11 protein-coding genes are annotated in these 15441 nt (G+C 58.4%); 4 read left to right on the top strand and 7 right to left on the bottom strand.

The window, feature by feature from the left end; genetic code table 11:
- Nucleotides 1–233: 233 nt before the first annotated feature.
- The 3 genes from J2X66_RS03460 to J2X66_RS03450 all read left to right on the top strand — a co-directional run bounded on the left by J2X66_RS03460 (nt 234) and on the right by J2X66_RS03450 (nt 5870).
- Complete coding sequence (locus J2X66_RS03460; RefSeq protein ID WP_310260886.1) at nt 234–4892, top strand: RHS repeat protein; 4659 nt, start codon at nt 234–236, stop codon at nt 4890–4892.
- Entirely contained in the window at nt 4889–5197 is a 309-nt protein-coding gene (locus J2X66_RS03455) for a contact-dependent growth inhibition system immunity protein (protein ID WP_310260883.1), read from the top strand. Before J2X66_RS03460 ends, J2X66_RS03455 begins: the two co-directional genes overlap by 4 nt.
- Before the next feature lie 349 nt (nt 5198–5546).
- Nucleotides 5547–5870 carry a hypothetical protein gene (locus tag J2X66_RS03450; RefSeq protein WP_310260880.1) on the top strand — a complete coding sequence of 108 codons (324 nt, stop codon included), beginning with the start codon at nt 5547–5549 and terminating at the stop codon, nt 5868–5870.
- Nucleotides 5871–5924: 54 nt separating this feature from the next.
- Here the strand turns inward: J2X66_RS03450 and J2X66_RS03445 are convergent, their stop codons facing one another.
- Together J2X66_RS03445 and J2X66_RS03440 are read right to left on the bottom strand one after the other, a co-directional pair.
- Nucleotides 5925–7715, bottom strand: coding sequence for a bifunctional diguanylate cyclase/phosphodiesterase (locus J2X66_RS03445; protein WP_310260877.1), 1791 nt, complete (start codon nt 7713–7715; stop codon nt 5925–5927).
- A 146-nt stretch (nt 7716–7861) separates the two neighbouring features.
- A complete protein-coding gene (locus J2X66_RS03440) occupies nt 7862–9943 on the bottom strand; it encodes a carboxy terminal-processing peptidase (protein WP_310260874.1) in 2082 nt (693 codons plus the stop codon).
- 139 nt (nt 9944–10082) lie between these two features.
- On the opposite strand from J2X66_RS03440, the gene J2X66_RS03435 reads away from it, so the two are divergent.
- Nucleotides 10083–11045: a zinc-binding dehydrogenase gene (locus J2X66_RS03435; protein WP_310260871.1), complete on the top strand. Its 963-nt coding sequence runs from the start codon at nt 10083–10085 to the stop codon at nt 11043–11045.
- A 113-nt stretch (nt 11046–11158) separates the two neighbouring features.
- Here J2X66_RS03435 and J2X66_RS03430 read toward each other — a convergent pair whose 3' ends face one another.
- The 5 genes from J2X66_RS03430 to J2X66_RS03410 are packed head-to-tail and all read right to left on the bottom strand — an operon-like array spanning nt 11159 to nt 15268.
- Nucleotides 11159–11812: an HAD family hydrolase gene (locus J2X66_RS03430; RefSeq protein WP_310260869.1), complete on the bottom strand. Its 654-nt coding sequence runs from the start codon at nt 11810–11812 to the stop codon at nt 11159–11161.
- Between the two features lie 34 nt (nt 11813–11846).
- Nucleotides 11847–12836, bottom strand: coding sequence for an ABC transporter ATP-binding protein (locus tag J2X66_RS03425; protein ID WP_310260866.1), 990 nt, complete (start codon nt 12834–12836; stop codon nt 11847–11849).
- The gene (locus J2X66_RS03420; RefSeq protein WP_310260862.1) at nt 12833–13633 is read right to left on the bottom strand and encodes an ABC transporter permease; all 801 of its coding nucleotides are present in this window, start codon (nt 13631–13633) and stop codon (nt 12833–12835) included. The genes J2X66_RS03425 and J2X66_RS03420 overlap by 4 nt, the downstream gene beginning before the upstream one ends.
- Nucleotides 13620–14465, bottom strand: a complete 846-nt coding sequence (locus tag J2X66_RS03415; protein ID WP_027922475.1) for an ABC transporter permease subunit — start codon at nt 14463–14465, stop codon at nt 13620–13622. The genes J2X66_RS03420 and J2X66_RS03415 overlap by 14 nt, the downstream gene beginning before the upstream one ends.
- Nucleotides 14462–15268 carry an alkaline phosphatase family protein gene (locus tag J2X66_RS03410; protein WP_310260859.1) on the bottom strand — a complete coding sequence of 269 codons (807 nt, stop codon included), beginning with the start codon at nt 15266–15268 and terminating at the stop codon, nt 14462–14464. Before J2X66_RS03410 ends, J2X66_RS03415 begins: the two co-directional genes overlap by 4 nt.
- Nucleotides 15269–15441 lie beyond the last annotated feature (173 nt).

The following is a 15441-nucleotide window of genomic DNA, read 5'->3' as shown; positions in this document are numbered from 1 at the left end:
CATTGTCCGATAAACAAACGTGGCGTGAGGGAAACCTCCTGCCACGTTTGCGTTTCTGCTTGTCCGTTGTTCAGTGGTGGTTAATTACGGATTTATCCTACAGTCATCACCTACTTGCCTGACTTCTTTCCGGATTGATCCCCTGCAAAGTCTCGCGCGCTCAATTTTCTGCGCGAGGGATTGCTTATGTTCGACCCGATTTTCCACTCCACCTCATACCGATCGCTGCGTTGATGGCGCACATCGCCCGCATCGAGCAGGAACTCGACCGTTTTCCGGACACCCTGTCTCTCTACCGTGAACAGCTGAAACACTGGTTTAGCCAGGTGGCGGACCAGGCCAGTCGCGTTGCTGATTTGCCTTCGTTGATGGGTATGGAGCGGGTCATCCGATTCGGCAACGCCATCACCACAGTAAGTAGCGGCGATGATGATTTTTTCTCGGGTGTTGCGCAGTGTCCGGCCAGTGGGATTCTGGAGATCGAGAGCAAGTTCGAATCGGTTTATGACATTCCGTTGGGGAATATTTCGGTTGATGTGATTGCTCGGGATGGCGGCGAGATCACACCGGTCAAGCTCGATGAGAACGGTAAAGGACAGTTCAAAGGCACGCCCGGCAAGTTCTATCGCGTTCATGTCCAGAGTGAAGTCACTCCAGAGCAAATTGATGATCTTTTTTCCTCTTACGACGGCCTGACCACAGAGCTGGAGAGCTGGCTGCGCAAAGAGTGGGAGGGATTTAAACCGCAGTGGTCGCAGCAATCGGCGTCGGCATCGTTGGCCGCCGTGGGCAATGGAATGCTTGCAGGAGGTTGGGCGGCGATTCAGGAGGTTTGGGATGGCATTGGTGAAATTTCCGACATCCTGAAAGACCCGGACGCCTTTGCCGAGAAACTGGGTGAAAGCGCAGGAGAACTGGCACGTCTCGCAGTCAGCGCCCCAGACAAAATGGAAAAAGCCATGTTGCTGGCCAGCGATGAGGCGGCGCTGTGTTTGCTGATGCGCACCACAATGTTATGGCTCGAAGCATTGCCACCATCGCAACTGGCCGGGACCTCGGCTGAGGCCATTTCCAAAGTCGTGGTTGGCTTGGTTATCGACTTGTTGATTGGCTTGGTGTTGAGCGTGGTCGGCGTCGGTATTGCCTGGCTGACAGTGCGCTTGGCCAAGTACAACGCGCAGATTTTTCAGGCCGTAATGGGCTTCGTGAAGTCGATGGTCACGATCATCGACAACTTTATGGCGTATGTAGACCGCTACAAGACAGTCGCCGCACGCGGTGTCGCGGCAGGTCTAAAACAAGGCCGCATGCATCTGCGCTGGGATGCCAAGCGCAACACCACCCTCAAGCAAAACGAACACCACGACAACGCCCCGGATCAGGCGAAAAACCCCAACGGCGACGCCGCCGATTTCGCCAACAAAACCGCCACCAACAAATGCCCGGTGTCGATGGTCACCGGCGAAGAACTGCTGACCCTCACCGACGGTTCGCTGGACGGCCTCCTGCCGTTCGAGTTCACCCGGCTCTATCGCACCAGCGCTGCCGAGATCGATTGCGGCCTCGGTTTCGGCTGGAGCCATTCGCTCTCCCATCGCCTGAACATCGACGGCGACCGCGTCATCTGGATCGACCACGAAAACCGTCGCACCACGTTCCCGCTGCCGACCGCTGAACGCCCGGCGATTCACAACAGCCTGTCGCGCGCGGCGATTTATCTCGGGGCTGAACCCGAAGAACTGATCCTCGCCCAGGCCGGTGACGACACGCGGTTTTATCACTTTCGAAATGGTTTTTTGACCGCGATCAGCGACGCTTACGGCAACCGCCTGCGCATCACCCGCGACCGCCAAGAGCGCATCCAGCGCCTCGACAACGGCGCCGGCCGCGCCTTGCGTTTGCGTTATGAACGCAGCCATCTGGTCGCCGTCGACTACCAGGTGTTTATCCCGGCGCAGACGCTCGATGAGTGCTGGCAGACCGAGCAAACCCTGGTCAGTTACACCTACGACGAACGCGCACAACTGATCGAAGCCAGCAACGCCGTCGGCGAAAGCGAACGCTACGACTACGACGGCCAGCACGTCATCCTTCAGCGGCAACTGGCCGGTGGGGCGAGTTTCTTCTGGGCGTGGGAAAGGTCCGGCAAAGCGGCACGCTGTGTCCGCCACTGGGCCTCATTCGCACAGATGGATGCGCGCTACGTGTGGGATGACGCCGGCAGCGTCACCGTGCACAACGTCGACGGCAGCGAAGAGGTTTACGTCCACGACGAGCGGGCGCGGCTGGTGCGCAAGGTCGAACTGGATGGCGGTGAACAGCTCAAGGCCTATGACGAAAAAGGCCGGCTGATTGCCGAGCAGGACCCGCTCGGCGCCGTCACCGAATACCGATACGACGAAGTCGGACGCCTGGTGGCGCTGATTCCGCCGGAAGACGAGCCAACGGCCTACGAATACCGCAACGGTTTCCTGCACGCCCGCTATCGCGGTAAAGCCGTGTGGAAGTATCGGCGCAATGCCCAGGGCGACATCACCGAAGCGACCGATCCTGACGGCCAGATCACCCACTATCACTACGACGACAAAGGTCAGCTGCTGTCGATCCGCTACCCGGACACCAGTCGGCATGTGTTCGTCTGGAACGGTTTGGGGCAACTGGTCGAGGAAACGCTGCCCGACGGTGGCGTGCGGCGCTTTTCCTACGATGCGCTGGGGCGGCAGATTACCCGGCAGGACGAACACGGTGCGATCACGAAGTCGCAATGGGATGCCGTTGGCCGACTGATCCAGACGATTCTTCCTACCGGTGCCAGCCGCGCCTACAGCTACAACGCCTACGGAAAAATCACCGCCGAACGCGACGAACTCGGCCGCGTCACGCGCTACGAATACCTCGACGACCTGCACCTGGTCAGCCGCCGTCTCAACGCCGACGGCACCGAGCTGAAGTATCGCTACGACAATGCGCAGCTGTTGCTCACGGAAATCGAAAACGAATCCGGCGACAAATATCAGCTGGATTACACCCCCGGCGGATTGATCCGACAGGAAACCGGATTCGACGGCCAACGCACGGCGTACGCCTATGACCTCAATGGCCATCTGCTGGAGAAAACCGAGTTCGGCGCTGACGGCTCGCAGCTGATCACCGCTTACGAGCGAGATTCGGCCGGGCGACTGCTGGTCAAAACCCTGCCCGACGGCCTCAAGGTCGAATACCGCTACGACAGTCTCGGCCGGCTGATCGGGGTCGACGATGGCCACGACCATCCGCTGGAATTCGAATACGACCCACAAGACCGACTGATCACCGAGCATCAGGGCTGGGGCACGCTGCGTTATGGCTACGACGCCTGCGGTCAACTCAATCGCCTGCGTCTGCCGGACGGTAGCAAACTCGATTACCACCATGCCAAGGGCGGCGCGCTCACCGCCATCGACCTCAACGGCGCGCGGCTCACCGGCCACCAATTTGCCTTCGGTCGCGAACAACAACGCCAGCAGGGCCAGTTGCTCAGCGACTATGCCTACGACGATCAGGGCCGTCTGCAGGCCCACGCCGTCAGCCAAAACCAACAACCGCTGTATCGGCGCGACTATGCCTACAGCGCCAACGGCAATCTCGACAGCATTGCCGACACCCGCCACGGCCAACGCAACTATACCTACGACCCGCTCAACCGCCTGACCCGCGTCCGCCATACCCGCGACACCCCAGCGGAAAGCTTCGCCCACGACCCGGCCGGTAACCTGTTGATGCAGGACCGTCCCGGCGCCGCGAAAGTGCGGGGCAACCGCCTGCTACTGCAAGGCGACCGCCACTACGACTACGACACCTTCGGCAACCTCATCCGCGAACGCCGCGGCACCGCGCAAAAACTCGTCACCGACTACCGCTACGACTGCCAGCACCGCCTGATCGGCGTCACCACCCCGGACGGTCGCAGCGCCAGCTACCGCTACGACGCCTTCGGCCGTCGCATCAGCAAAACCGTCGACGGCCACACCACCGAATTCTTCTGGCAAGGCGACAACCTCGTCGCCGAAAGCAGCCGCGAACACTACCGCAGCTACCTCTACGAACCCGGCAGCTTCCGCCCGTTGGCCATGCTCGACGGCAAAGGCCCACGCAAAGCCTGCCCGTTCTACTACCAACTCGACCACCTCGGTACGCCGCAGGAGCTGACCGATTTTGGGGGTGAGATAGTCTGGTCGGCGAAGTACAACGGTTACGGCAAAGTCACGCATTTGGCGCTGGGTGGGGGCGAGCAGCTTGAGCAGCCGCTACGCTTTCAGGGGCAGTACTTCGACGCCGAGAGCGGTCTGCACTACAACCGGCATCGGTACTATGATCCGGAGGTTGGCCGCTACCTGACGCCGGACCCGATCAAGTTGGCGGGTGGGCTGAACTCGTATCAATACACGCCGAATCCGACGGGGTGGGTTGATCCGTTGGGGTTGGCATGTCTGCCTTGTCCCGGTGAGCCTGAAGGGCCGTTTAGCGAAATTGTTCCAGGCGGAGGTTTAGCTGCGCATGAGGCGCAAGGGGGACATCTTATTGCCAAGCATGTAGGGAGAACGAAGTTGCAGTTAGCTCAAAGACTTGAGGCAGAGCCCAATATCCCAGCGGCCTCAACATTCTCGGATAGAGCTAGTGCTGAATCGTTTGTCGCTAGGGCATTGGCTGAAAATAAAAAGCGAATCGACAAATTCTTAAAAAGTACGAAGGGTAAGACGAGTATCACGCATAAATTCGATGAACCGGTTGGAATCAGCTTGCCCAATGGTAGTACCGAATATGTGCCGGCTTCGAAGGTCTTGTTGGTATTGATAAAGGATGTTCGACTTCCTGAGGGGTATTTTTTGCTGACAGGGTTTCCAGAGCTATGAATGTTGAATTTCCGGAGTTGCACGACTTTTTTGGTGCGTACTTTCATCAAGATTGGTTGGTTGAACACGAAACTGCAGAGCAGGTGCTCGACTCCTTTTTAACCGAGTCTCATGTCGACGATTTAATCGTGGTCCTAAAGGAACTCAATGCACTGCTTAATCTGAGGAAAGATGAGCTGGTACTGAAAGAGTATCTATTGAAAGAATTGAGTTGTTACTACTGCTACTGGAATGCATGGCCGTCAGGAGAGGCGTGGTTGCGCCACATTGCGAGCAGGTTGACCAAGCAGCTTGGTCAATTTTGATCGATTGGTGTTTAGCGAAATTTCCGGGCAAGCCCGTCGGAATTTTCCTTCAACTCGTATCGGTTTCCATGAACTGGTGTGAATCGAATTCAACCGATAGCCTTTGATGGTCACTGAAAATTCAGTGGTGGGGTGTAGGAACCCTTCATAGCATCGGTAGCGCGTAAGCGTTCGAAACTTGATTTGCGGCCGTCAATGTACGTCCGTAACATCTGTTACGGCGGCTGTGCGCGGGCACGTTTCGGCGTGGTCGAGTTTCCGATGCTCGGTATTCCTACCCCGCGTATAGCTGCCACCCAAGCCTGTAGGAAGGCTTTTGGCAGCTCCTATTTTCATCGGAAGGTCTCAAATGCCAACACTACATCCTGATCCACCCTACGAAAAACCAATCCCCCACCCAAAAAACCGCTTCATGGCCCTCACCAGCAACTGCACCGACATGCCCACGCTGTTCGTCGATACCCACGCGCCGCTCGATGTTTTATACGACGCCGCCAACTATCGAATCCGCGCCGTCACGCAAGTGCTGGAGAACATGTCGATGCGCGGTTCGGTCGAGTGTGAATCCTTCATCCTCAGCGATTTTGCCTTGCTGTGCGCCATCCCGTTGCGCGATGGCTGTGATGTGCTGGATGTGATCGGGCGGCGGTTGCGGGCAATGCCTTCGGCGTAGCGTCTAACGCTATTTTTATGGCGAGGGAGCTTGCCCCCTCGCCATAAAGCAAGATTAGCGGTGGCCGGCGAATAATGAATCTCCTTTCTCTGGCACCGCCAGACTATCAATCACATGCAAGCTATACCCCTGCACATTCTTCGCATGGTGTTTAGCCTGCGATGCCATCTCCGCCAACTGGCTCGCATCGAGTTGTCCACAGGCCTGTGGATGCAAATGCACTACGCCGATCGACAATGACAACAACGCAAACTCCTGTCGCACACCCTGACGATTCGGCGCGACAAAGCACCCGGCTTCCAGGTGTTCGCTGCGGTAGAACCGTCGGCATTGGCTATGGAAATCGTCCAATAGCTGGTTCAAGCGTTTGCGCCAGTCTTCCGGGCCGAGCACCAGCAGGAAGTCGTCGCCGCCGATGTGGCCGACGAAGTCGCGGGACGGATCGATGCGGTCGTTCAGGCATTGCGCCAGACAGAGCAGGACTTCATCCCCACGGCCGTAGCCGTAGATGTCGTTAAAGGGTTTAAAGCTGTCAATGTCGACGTAGCAGATTACCGACTCCCGTTCCTGTTGCAGCAAACGTGTCAGGCATTGCTGGATCGGTACGTTACCGGGCAACAGGGTCAACGGGTTGGCGTAGCGGGCTTGCTGGATTTTCAGCTCGGTAATCAGCTTGAGAACATCAATCACCCGACCCAGTCCCAGATAGCTGCCATTGAGGGTGATGATGAAGTCTTCTTCAATGCGTTGGCGCGCGCGGCTGGTGATCAGGCGGCTGACCTGTTGCAGCGACTGGCTCATTTCCACGGCGAGAAAGTCATCGTTCATCAAGCGACTGATCGGTTTGCGGGCAAACAGGTCGGTGGCAAACGGTTTCAGCAGTGCATCCGACAGCGAATGCCGGTGAACGATGCCGCAGGGGTGACCTTGATTGTCGAGCACTGCCAGAGAGTTCAGATTGGCCTGGCGGCGGAACGCTTCGAGCACGGTGGCGGTCGGTGTGTCGTGCGCAACGGCCGGTTGGTCGTTGAGCAGGGGGCAGAGGTCGCTGCCTTCGTCATTCAGCGCAACGGCGGTGCTGTCGTGTTTGGGCATCAGGGCGCGAGCATCCCGGGGCGGATGTTCCTGAGGACGGCACAGCAGATAGCCCTGGACCAGATCAACGCCCATCTCGGTCAGCACCGCGAGCTCTTCCTGCAATTCAATGCCTTCGGCAATCACTTGAGCTCGTGAGGCTTTGGCGATCTGCAGGATGGAACCGACAAACTCTCGCTTGAGTGCGTCCTGGTGAATACCGTCGATGAAGTGACGATCAATCTTCACGTAATCCGGGCGCAGCTCCGACCACAACCGCAAGCTGGAATATCCCGCGCCCAGATCATCCAGCGCAATGGAAAATCCCATCGCCCGATAGTGATGCAGCGCGTTTTGCAGCAACTGGAAGTCGTCGGTCGGGGTGTGTTCGGTGAGTTCGATCACCACCTGGCTCGGCGGAATGCCGAAATCCTGCAGCAGTTGCAGGGTGCGGCCAGGTTGATGGGCCGCTTCAAGCAGGGATTCCGGGGAGACATTGAGGAATAGTTTGCCCGGCAGTTGCTGTTCGTTGAAACGTCGGCAAGCGCTTTCGCGGCAAGCTATTTCCAGCTCGCTCAAGCGACCGGCCTGGCGGGCCACGGAGAACAATGCGATAGGGGAGTGCAGCGGACTGTTTGACGGGCCGCGGGTGAGGGCTTCATAGCCGACAATGCGTCGCTCGGAGAGGGAAATGATCGGCTGGAACAGACTGTGCAAGCCGCTTTGAGCCAGTATGGAACTCAAGGCACTCAGCTGTTCTGTCGTGGTCATGGCAATCTCGGGGCGATAAAAAAGGACTGGGAGCAGCCTCTTGTCAGAGGTGCTCCCAGTCCCTTATTTCACGACAGGATGATGACTGTTTGATGACGCTCCGGGGAGCGTCAGCATTAAATTGCCATCATGTTGCGTGTCACCACTTAGTGCTTGGCAACCGCGGTGTTGAGTTTCAGGTAGTCCAGCAGAATCCGACCGGTCTCGCTCAGGTAAGCGTCGTCTTCTGGCTTGGTCTTGTCCGGCTCGGCCGCGATGGCGTCTTCGTCTTCTTTCTTCAGCTCTTTGAGCGGCTCTTCGCCTTTGGCTTTGCGACGGATGTTTTCCATCACCAGCTGCTTGGCTTCGATGTCGGTGTGCTGCGCCCGACGGTCAGCTTCATTGAGGCTGACGGTTTTTTCTTCCATCAGTTTCTGTGCCAGGGCCAGCTTGTCGCGGATGAACACGAACTCCGCATCCTTGGCCGAGCGCGTATCGTGTTCTGACTTGAGCTGCGCCAGGTACGGTTTGAACGGATCCACCGCAGGCTTGATGGCCGCATGGATGGTGTCCCATGGCATGGCTTCAGGCAGGGCGCTTTCGCCGATTTCCTTGGTGTCGATGATCGACGGGTAATCGATGTCCGGTAGTACGCCTTGATGCTGGGTGCTCTGGCCGGAAACCCGGTAGAACTTGGCCAGGGTCAGTTTCAGTTCGCCGTGGTTCAGCGGCTGAATGGTTTGCACGGTGCCTTTACCGAAGGTCTGGCCGCCGATGATCAACGCACGGTGGTAGTCCTGCATGGCGCCGGCAAAAATCTCCGAAGCCGAGGCGGACAGGCGGTTGACCAGCAACGCCATCGGGCCTTTGTAGAACGCGCCAGGGTTTTCATCTTCCAGCACATCAACCCGGCCATCGGCGTTACGCACGAGAACGGTAGGGCCCTTGTCGATGAACAGACTGGTCAGCTCGGTGGCTTCCTGCAAGGAGCCGCCGCCGTTGTTGCGCAGGTCGATGACCACGCCGTCGACCTTGTCTTTCTGCAACTCGGTCAGCAGCTTTTTGACGTCACGCGTGGTGCTCTTGTAGTCCGGATCGCCGGCACGGAATGCCTTGAAGTCGAGGTAGAAGGCCGGGATCTCGATGACGCCGAGCTTGTAGTCCTTGCCATCCTGTTTCAGGTTGAGAACCGACTTCTTCACCGCCTGATCTTCAAGCTTCACCGCTTCGCGGGTGATCGGCACGATCTTGGTGGTCTGGTCGTTTGGCGCATTGCTGGCCGGAATCACTTCCAGGCGCACCACGGTGCCTTTCGGACCGCGGATCAGCTTGACCACTTCGTCCAGGCGCCAGCCGACCACGTCAACCATCTCTTTGTTGCCTTGGGCAACGCCGATGATCTTGTCGGCCGGGGCAACCTGTTTGGTCTTGTCGGCCGGGCCTGCCGGCACCAGACGCACGACTTTCACCTGGTCGTTATCGCTCTGCAACACGGCGCCGATGCCCTCCAGGGACAGGCTCATGTTGATGTCGAAGTTTTCCGCGTTATCTGGCGACAGATAGTTGGTATGCGGGTCGTAGGACATGGCGAAGGTGTTGATGTACGCCTGGAAGATATCTTCCGCACGGGTCTGGTCCAGGCGCGCCAACTGGTTCTTGTAGCGCTTGGTCAGGGTTTCCTGGATCTGCTTGGAATCCTTGCCCGCAATCTTCTGCCGCAACACTTCGTCCTTGACGCGTTTGCGCCACAGGTCGTCGAGTTCAGCGGTGGATTTGAGCCAAGGGGCGTCCTTGCGATCGATCAGCAAGGTTTCCTTGGTGGTGAAGTCGATCTTGTCGACGCCTTTGTTCAACTCGGCAAGGGCGAAGTCCAGACGCGCCTTGACGCGGTCCAGGTAGCGCTTGTAGATGGTGAACCCGGCGTTCAGGTCGCCGCTTTTGAGGAAGTCGTCAAACTGGGTTTTCCACTTGTCGAATTCCGCAATGTCGCTGGCCATGAAATAGCTGCGCGACGGGTCCAGCAGCTTGAGGTAGCTGTCGTAGATGATCACGGAGCGCGCGTCATCGAGCGGCGGCTTGCTGTAGTGATGGCGCTTGAGCAATTCGACGACGTTCAGACTGGCGATTACTTCGTCACGATCAGGCTGAAGCTTGTCCCAGCTATTGGCGGCAAACGTATTGGTCGATATCGGTAACAGACCGATACCGATGAAAAGGGCTAGGGCGGTGCCAGGAAAAAAATGCTTCATGCTGATTCGACGCGGGGACAATTGATCACGCATATTAGGCCGTCTTTGAAGTCGCCGGATCCACGAGGGCCGGTCGCATAATGCAAGAAAGCCCGGCGCTACAGCTACGGGCTCAGTCCAGACTCACTATGGAGGCACTGTGAAAGCATTGCAAGGCGTTGAAGGTCAAGTGGAGTGGCTTGAAGAGCCCAGTCCTACATGTGATGTAGGACAAGTGCGTATCCGAGTGGCGGCAGCAGGGCTCAATCGCGCCGATTTATTACAGAAAGCGGGCCTCTATCCGCCACCGCCGGGAGCCAGTCACGTACTGGGTCTTGAGTGTTCAGGGGTTATCAGCGAAGTAGGCGCGGGGTCTTCCTGGCAGGTCGGCGATCGGGTTTGCGCCTTGCTGGCTGGGGGCGGGATGGCCGAAGAGGTAGTTGTCGACGGACGGCATGTGCTGGCGGTTCCCGAAGGTTTGTCGCTGGTCGAGGCGGCAGCGCTGCCGGAAGTGTATGCGACCGTCTGGCTGAATGTGTTTCAACTCGCTGCGCTCAAACCGGGTGAGAAAGTTCTTCTGCACGCCGGAGCAAGTGGAATTGGTTCAGCTGCCATTCAGCTGTGCAAGGCGTTTGGCAACCCGTGCTGGGTCAGCGTCGGTTCCGCCGAGCGATTGGCTTACTGTGAAGCGCTGGGCGCGCAGGGTGGGGTGGTGCGCAAGGGCGATCTGGACAGTTTGAATGACCTTGGGCCATTCGATGTGATCCTCGACCCGGTGGGCGGTCAGTACGCCGCGTTGAATCTGAAGTTGCTGGCCCCTGATGGTCGTTGGGTGCTGATCGGCCTGATGGGCGGCCGTGAGGCACAGTTGGACCTGGCGCAGGTGCTGGCCAAGCGCGTGCAGCTATTGGGTTCGACCTTGCGCAGTCGCGACGATCAGTTCAAGGCGGATTTGTTCAGTGATTTGAGCCAGCACGTCTGGCCGCTGTTTGCCGAGGGGCGACTGAGCCCGCAGTTGGCCAAGGCGTTCCCGGTCAAGGATGCCGAAGCGGCGTTTGCCGAGTTGGCGAGCAATACCGTGGCGGGGAAATTGGTGTTGGTGATTGATGAAAGCCTGATCTGACAACACAAAACCTGTGGGAGCGTGGCTTGCCCGCGATTCAGGCGACGCGGTGTATCAGTCAGACCGCGTCATCGTTCATCGCGGGCAAGCCATGCGCCTACAGGGGCAATGCGTTACTTCCAGAGATGGACCGGCCAGCCGGCCTTTTCGGCGTGCTCTAGCAGCACCGGATCCGGGTTCACCACGTGTGGGAAATCCACCTTCAGCAACAACGGCAGATCATTGCGTGAGTCGGAATAAAAACTCGCGCCTTCGAGGTTTTCCTCTTCCGCATCCAGCCATTCCAGCAACCGGACAATCTTGCCTTCGCGGTAGGTCAGGGTGCCGACGGTCTGACCGCTATAAACGCCGTGCATCACTTCCAGTTCGATGCCGAGAATCTCGTCGATGCCCAGACGGTCGGCAATCGGCTTGACCAGGTGCGTGCCCGATGCCGAGATCACCAGAATCCGGTCGCCGGCCTTGCGATGGGCGGCGATGGCTTTGGTGGCGTCACTGAAGATGATCGGCTCGATGAAATCTTCAACCCAAGGCCCGACCAAATGCTCGATCTCTTCCGGTGTGCGCCCGATCATCGGCTCCAGGCTGAAGGTCATGTACTCCTCCATCCGCAGCTTGCCGTGACTGTAGGCGTCCATCAGTTCGTTGTTCTGACGCATGAACGACTCAGGGTCGACCCAGCCCAGGCGGCCCATTTGCTCGCTCCAGAGGGTGGCGCAGTCGCCGTGGATCAGGGTTTCGTCCAGATCAAAAATTGCCAGGGCCATTAGTGCAGTTCTCTCTTCAACATCAGCAAAGGCATCAGGCTACCTCACAGAGGGCCGTCGGATCGATGGAAAGCGCCAGACGCTGACCATCGGGGTGCAGGTCGGCCGCCGAGCGGTTGAGCACATCCACCACCAATTCCACGCCGCGGGCTTCGACCCGGTAGCGAATCACGTTACCCAACAGGCTGTGGCTGCGGATTTGCGCGTCGAGCTGGCCGTTGAGGCTCAGCTCGATGGCTTCCGGGCGAATCGCGATGCGGTGGCTGATAGGCCGTTGCAGCAGCTTCGAAGCGCTGTCGGCATCCAGCAGGTTGTAGTTGCCGATAAAGCCTGCGGCAAACACGTCGACTGGCGCGGTGTACAGGGTTTCGGCGTCGCCACTCTGTACGATTTTTCCCTGATTCATCAGGAAAATCCGGTCAGACATGGTCAGCGCTTCTTCCTGATCGTGTGTGACGAAGATCGTGGTCAGGCCCAGTTCACGCTGGATCTGACGGATCTGTTCGCGCAGATGCTTGCGAATCCGCGCATCCAGGGCCGACAACGGTTCGTCCAGCAACAACAAGCGTGGCCGGGTCACCAAGGAACGGGCGAGGGCGACACGCTGGCACTGGCCGCCCGACAGTTGATGGGGGTAACGTGCGGCGAAGTCATTGAGCTCCACCAGTTTGAGCACTTCGGCGACGCGCTTCTGGCTGTCGTCGGCGTTGACCTTCTGCATCCGCAGGCCGAAAGCGACGTTTTGTTCCACGGTCATGTTCGGGAACAGCGCGTAGCTCTGGAACACCATGCCGATCCCGCGTTTCTGCGGACTCAGCGGCACGAGGTCCTGGCCATCCAGCAGGATCTTGCCGCCATCGACCGAGGTCAAGCCGGCAATGCAGCGCAGCAGCGTGGATTTACCGCAACCGGACGGGCCGAGCAGGGTGACGAATTCGCCCTTCTGGATCTCGCAGTTGATGTCGCTGAATACTGTTGTACCCGCGTAATTTTTTTGCAGATGTTGGACGCTGACATAGCTCATTCGCTTTTGTCCTTGTTCAAGATATTGGCCGCCCAGGTCAGAACCAGCACAAAGAAGAAATAGGAAATCACCAGCGCACTGGTGAAGTGGCCGCTGCTGTTACGCATGTTGTTGAGGTAGACCTGCAGGGTTTCGTAGCGGGTGCCGACGAGGATGTTGGCGAACACGAACTCCCCGAACAGGAACGAAAACGACAGCAGCAGCGCCACCATCAAACCCTTGCGCAGGTTCGGCAGCACCACCAGGAACGCTGCTTGAAAGGTGCTGGCGCCGAGCAGTTGGGCGGCGTCCATCAGGTCGCGCAGGTTGATCGCTTGCAGGTTGTTGGTGATTGCCCGGTACATGAACGGCAGCGCAATGGTGAAGTAGCAACCAATCAGAATCCACGGCGTGCCGACCATCGCGAACGGTCCGGAACCGTAGAGCTGCAACAGCCCCACCGACGACACCACCGGCGGCACCGCAAAGGGCAGCAAGATCAGGATATTCATCAGCGCATCGAGTTTCGGGAAGTGGTAATGCACCACAAACAGCAGCGGCAGAATCAGCACTACCGACAAAATCAATGCGCCGACGCAGACCAGCAGTGACTGGCCAAACGCGTTGAGAAAGCGCGGATCGCTCCACAGCTGGATGTACCACTTGAAGGTAAAGCCGCTGGGCAGGATGGTCGCCGACCAACTGCTGGCGATCGAGTAGATCAACGTCCCGAACAGTGGCAACAACAGAATGGCAAACAGCAGGTACACCACGACGCGGTGGTAGACACCGACGGGGCCCAGTTCAGCGCGAGACATGGTAGCTCCTCTTCAACAGCAGCTGATGCACGATGGTCACCAGGGTCATCAACGCCACCAGCACCACGGCCAGGGCACTGGCGAGGTTCGGGTCGAGGGAAATATCACCGGACACCATCGCCGCGATGCGGATCGGCAGCACGTTGAAGTTGCCGGTGGTCAACGCATACACCGTCGCGTAGGCGCCAAGGGCGTTGGCCAGCAGGATCACGAACGTACCGAGCAACGCCGGTGTCAGCACCGGCAAACCGATGTGCCGCCAGAACTGCCAGCCGTTGGCACCGAGCAGCTCGGCAGACTCGCGCCAGTCTTCGCGCAGGGCGTCGAAGGCGGGGTAGAGCAGCAACACGCCAAGTGGAATCTGGAAGTACGTATAGAGAATGATCAGCCCGGTCTTCGAGTACAGGTTGAAATCCTGAATGATCCCGGCCTGCTTGAGCATGATGGTGAAGCTGCCGTTGAAGCCCAGCAGGATGATGAACGCGAAGGCCAGGGGCACGCCGGCAAAGTTGCTGGTCATGTTGGCGAAGGCGTTGACGAAGTTGCGCAGTTTCGAGTCGACGCGGCGCAAGGAGTAAGCGCCGAGCACCGCAATAATGATCCCGAATACACTGGACCAGAAACTGATCTCGAGGCTGTACTGGATCGCCTGCAAGTAGAACTTCGAATTGAAGATTTTGGTGAAGTTGGCCAACCCCCACCCGAACTCTTCCGATTGCAGGCTGTTGATCATCACCCAGACTAGGGGGGCGATTTCGAACACGATAAAGAACAGGGCGAACGGTACGAGGCACAAGGCTGCCAGCCACTTGCTACGGGTATTGGCATTCACTTGAGCAGCTCCCGGCACACAGGTTTGTCGTGGGCCACGCCTAGCAGTTCGCAGACCGTGCCGCAGATTTCAATCTGTTTCGGCGCAGCGCTGGCGTTGAAGCTGAACGCGTCACCGAGGACAAACAACGGCACTTCGCGTTCTTCCGGCAACAGGCCGTTGTGGGAGCGGTCGTTGTTCATGCCGTGGTCGGCAGTCACCAGCACCTGATAACCGGCGTCGAGCCAGGTGCGCAGGTAATCGGCGAGGATGATGTCGGCCGAGCGCGCGCTGTTGCGGTATTGCGGGGTGTCGAGACCGTGCTTGTGCCCGGCGTCATCGATGTTCATCGGGTGGATCAACAGAAAATTCGGCGCATGCCGCAGGCGCAGGCTTTCGGCGTCGGCGAACAGGTGTGAATCCGGGTAGTGGTCGTTCCAGTAGAAGTGACCGTGCTGGATCGGCAAGGCTTCATCGTCGGTGTGGCGATCCCGGGCTGCCACGAACGGCGAACGGTTGTACAGCTCGCTGACCCAGTGATACGCCGCCGCAGCGGTTTTCAGGCCGGCGTCCGTGGCGTAGTGATAAATGCTGCGCTGATTGGACAGGCGCGAGACGTTGTTGTGAACGATGCCGCTCTCGATGGGCGGGACGCCGGTGAGAATGCATTCATAAAGGGGACGGGACAGGGACGGCAGTTCGCACTCCAGTTTGTAGAGTGCCGCGCGTCCTGCGCCGACGTAGGCCTGCAGGTGCCCCATGGTGTGGCGCGCGACCTCGTAATTGAGGCCGTCGAGCACGACAAGGATGACGTTGTGCTTCATAGGGGCAAAAACTCCGCGAACAGTTATTACAAATACAAACCCATTCCCCCTTGTAGGAGTGAGCCTGCTCGCGATAGCGGTGGGCCAGTCAACATTGATGCTGAATGCTCAACCGCTATCGCGAGCAGGCTCACTCCTGCATTGGATTTCCGTTGGGTTATCCAATGTAGGGT

The sequence above is a fragment of the Pseudomonas sp. 3296 genome (assembly GCF_031456615.1).
Taxonomy (GTDB): Bacteria; Pseudomonadota; Gammaproteobacteria; order Pseudomonadales; family Pseudomonadaceae; genus Aquipseudomonas; species Aquipseudomonas mucoides.
The sequence above is the reverse complement of the archived record's forward strand: the minus strand, read 5'-3'. Positions and strand labels throughout refer to the sequence as shown.

Coding starts and splice junctions, on each gene's coding strand:
- J2X66_RS03450 (WP_310260880.1), top strand. CDS start 5,547: ATGCCAACACTACATCCTGATCCACCCTACGAAAAACCAATCCCCCAC.
- J2X66_RS03425 (WP_310260866.1), bottom strand. CDS start 12,836: ATGAGCTATGTCAGCGTCCAACATCTGCAAAAAAATTACGCGGGTACA.
- J2X66_RS03430 (WP_310260869.1), bottom strand. CDS start 11,812: ATGGCCCTGGCAATTTTTGATCTGGACGAAACCCTGATCCACGGCGAC.
- J2X66_RS03460 (WP_310260886.1), top strand. CDS start 234: ATGGCGCACATCGCCCGCATCGAGCAGGAACTCGACCGTTTTCCGGAC.
- J2X66_RS03455 (WP_310260883.1), top strand. CDS start 4,889: ATGAATGTTGAATTTCCGGAGTTGCACGACTTTTTTGGTGCGTACTTT.
- J2X66_RS03410 (WP_310260859.1), bottom strand. CDS start 15,268: ATGAAGCACAACGTCATCCTTGTCGTGCTCGACGGCCTCAATTACGAG.
- J2X66_RS03445 (WP_310260877.1), bottom strand. CDS start 7,715: ATGACCACGACAGAACAGCTGAGTGCCTTGAGTTCCATACTGGCTCAA.
- J2X66_RS03420 (WP_310260862.1), bottom strand. CDS start 13,633: ATGTCTCGCGCTGAACTGGGCCCCGTCGGTGTCTACCACCGCGTCGTG.
- J2X66_RS03440 (WP_310260874.1), bottom strand. CDS start 9,943: ATGAAGCATTTTTTTCCTGGCACCGCCCTAGCCCTTTTCATCGGTATC.